Raw genomic sequence first — 2,750 nt, 5'->3', positions numbered from 1 at the left:
GGCCGCGCCGGGCGCGCGCCTGGCTCGCCGCGCCCTGGCGTGCGGATCCGCGGCGGGCCTGGACCGCCGCGCAGCACACGGCCCGCGCGCGAATGTGAGCGACGCCACACAGCGCAACGCGTTAGAACTGCCCCCTGTCTCGCAGCCTGGCGAGGCGTTGGAGGGGCCGTGATGGCGGAAGGGGCGCGACGAGTCCTGGTCGTGGAGGACGAGGCGCTGGTCGCCATGCTGGTCGAGGATGCGTTGCTCGATGCCGGCTTCGGCGTGATGGGCCCGGCGGCGACCGTGGACGAGGCGATGTCGCTGCTGGCGCGGGAGCGACCTGACGCGGTGGTGCTGGACCTCAACCTGGCCGGCGAGACCTCGACCCCGGTGGCAGACGAACTTGCGGCACGCGGCATCCCCTATGTGATCGCCACGGGCTACGGCGCGTCGGGCCTGCCGGCCGGGCACCAGGATGCGATGGTGCTGGCCAAGCCCTACGATCCGGCGGAGCTCACCTCCATGCTCGGGCGCATCTGCCGCCACTCGGCATAGCTGCGCTCTTCGGCGATCCCCGCGGGGACGTCGTCCGTCCAGGCATGCGGACCGGCATTCGCGCGGGAGCGGCGCCATGGACCTGATCATCCCCGAAGCCCTGAAGGCGGAGCACGACGGCCTGCACGCGGAGCTCGCCAGGGCCACGCGCCTTGGCGGACGCACCGGCGAGGCGGCGCGGGAGGTCGCGCGCCTGCTGCACCCGCATTTCGAGAAGGAGGAGGAATTCGCGCTGCCGCCGCTCGCGCTGCTGGCGACGATCGCGCGCGGCGAGACCGTCCCGCAGGAGACAGCCAGGACTGCGGCGGCGATGGCCGCGCGGCTGCAGGCGGAGCTGCCGGAGATGCTGCGCGAGCATGCCGCCATCGTGGGCGCGCTCGATTCCCTCTCGGCCGCGGCGGGGGCGGAGGGGCATGCGGAGGTCACGCGCTTCGCGGAGGCGTTGAAGCAGCACGCGAGGACCGAGGAACAGCTGCTGTATCCCGCGGCGGTGCTGATCGGTGCGCAGCTGCGCCTCGGCAACGTGCCAGAGCCGCCGGCCTGGGCGCAGGCTTGAGCGGCGGCGCCGCGAGTCGGCGTCGCGCGGGCCTGCCTACACCGCCTTGCTGTGCCGCGCCTGCGTGGCACCCAGCCGCGCATCGAAGCAGGCCGCGACGTGGCGCACGAAGCGCCGGCCTTCCTCCGTGACCAGCAGCCGGCCGGCCTCCTGCTTCGCGAGCCCGTCGCGTAGCAGCGGCGCCAGGCGCGGCTGCGCGCTCTCCCACACCGCGGCCGGCACGCGCGCCAGGTCGAGCTCCAGGTCGCACATCACCGCCTCGATGATGGCGCGGCGGATGCGGTCGTCCTCGGTCAGCTCCAGGCCGCGCGCGACGGGCAGCCGCCCGCCTTCCACCGCGGCCAGCCAGGCGCGCTCGTCCGGGATGTTCTGCGCATAGCCCTGCGGCAGCGCGCCGATGGCGGAGGCGCCGAGGCCGAGCAGCACCGGCGCGCGGTCCGTCGTGTAGCCCTGGAAATTGCGCCGCAGCACGCCCGCGCGCTGCGCCACGGCCATCGGATCCTCCGGCCGCGCGAAGTGGTCGAGGCCGATCGCGACATAGCCGGCGGCGAGCAGCGCACGCTCCGCGGCTTCGGCCTGTTCCATCCGCGCGAAGGCGTCGGGCAGCATCTCCTCCGCGATCGCCTGCTGGTGCGGCTTCATCCACGGCACATGCGCGTAGCCGAACACCGCGACGCGGTCGGCACCCATCTCCGCCGCGAAGCGCGCGCTGCGCGCGACATGCGCGCTGTCCTGGCCGGGCAGGCCGTACATCAGGTCGAAGTTGATCGCCTGGATGCCGTTGGCGCGCAGCCGCTGCACCGCCTGCTCCACCTGCTCCGCCGGCTGGATGCGGCCGATCAGCTTCTGCACCTGCTCGTCCATGTCCTGCACGCCCAGGCTGGCGCGGGTGAAGCCCTGCCGGCCCAGCAGCTCCACCACGCCATCGTCCAGCGTGCGTGGATCGAGCTCGACGGAGAGCTCGGCATCGGCGCGGAAGGCGAAGGCCGCACGCAGCGCCTGCATCACGGATTCGAGCCCGCGCGCGCCGATCGCCGATGGCGTGCCGCCGCCGAGATGCAGCGACTCCACCGGCAGCTTCGGTGGCAGCGCGGCGGCGAGCAGCGAGGCCTCCCGCACCAGCCCATCAGCGTAGCGCGACAGCCGCGCCTGGTTGCGCGTGATGGCGGTGTGGCAGCCGCAATACCAGCAGAGCGTCTTGCAGAAGGGGATGTGCAGGTAGAGCGACAGCGTGTCGCCCGGCTGGATGGCGGACAGCCATCCCCGGTAGGTCGCCTCCGCCAGCGGCCCGAAATGCGGCGCCGTCGGATAGGAGGTGTAGCGGGGCAGGTTCTGGCGCGCATAGGCCTCGAGCCTGGCGCGCGGGTCGGGGAGGGCGTCCATGCGACGAACCTTGCGCCACGGGCAAGGCACCGGTCCTTGCGCAGGATCAAGTTCCGGGCGCGTCAGTCCGCGCGAGAGGCCATGACAGCCACGACGCCGGCGCCGACGCGCCGCTTCGCACGGTCGCCGAGCGGGACGCCGTCGCCGGAATCGAGATCCACCGCGACGCCGGCCGGGCCGGCGACACCCTCGAGCTCCACGGTCGGCCCCGCCTCGGCGGGCAGGTCCAGCTCCCGCCAGGGCTCCGGCGCGGCGCCGCGCAGGCGCAGGCGCA

Annotated in this window: 4 protein-coding genes; 2 read left to right on the top strand and 2 right to left on the bottom strand. The window is 73.7% G+C overall.

Annotation, left to right across the window (positions count from 1 at the left end; genetic code table 11):
• The first annotated feature begins 171 nt into the window (after positions 1-171).
• The gene (locus OZN99_RS29100; protein WP_270938710.1) at positions 172-537 is read left to right on the top strand and encodes a response regulator; all 366 of its coding nucleotides are present in this window, start codon (positions 172-174) and stop codon (positions 535-537) included.
• A gap of 76 nt (positions 538-613) precedes the next feature.
• Positions 614-1,093: a hemerythrin domain-containing protein gene (locus tag OZN99_RS29095; protein ID WP_270938709.1), complete on the top strand. Its 480-nt coding sequence runs from the start codon at positions 614-616 to the stop codon at positions 1,091-1,093.
• Positions 1,094-1,129: 36 nt separating this feature from the next.
• Here the strand turns inward: OZN99_RS29095 and hemN are convergent, their stop codons facing one another.
• Positions 1,130-2,476, bottom strand: coding sequence for an oxygen-independent coproporphyrinogen III oxidase (hemN, locus tag OZN99_RS29090; protein WP_270938708.1), 1,347 nt, complete (start codon positions 2,474-2,476; stop codon positions 1,130-1,132).
• Between the two features lie 62 nt (positions 2,477-2,538).
• A partial coding sequence (locus OZN99_RS29085) for a hypothetical protein (RefSeq protein ID WP_270938707.1) occupies positions 2,539-2,750 on the bottom strand: 212 nt, incomplete at its 5' end.

The organism is Falsiroseomonas oryzae (assembly GCF_027856955.1).
GTDB lineage: Bacteria > Pseudomonadota > Alphaproteobacteria > Acetobacterales > Acetobacteraceae > Falsiroseomonas > Falsiroseomonas oryzae.
This window is presented reverse-complemented; position numbering and strand designations above follow the sequence as displayed.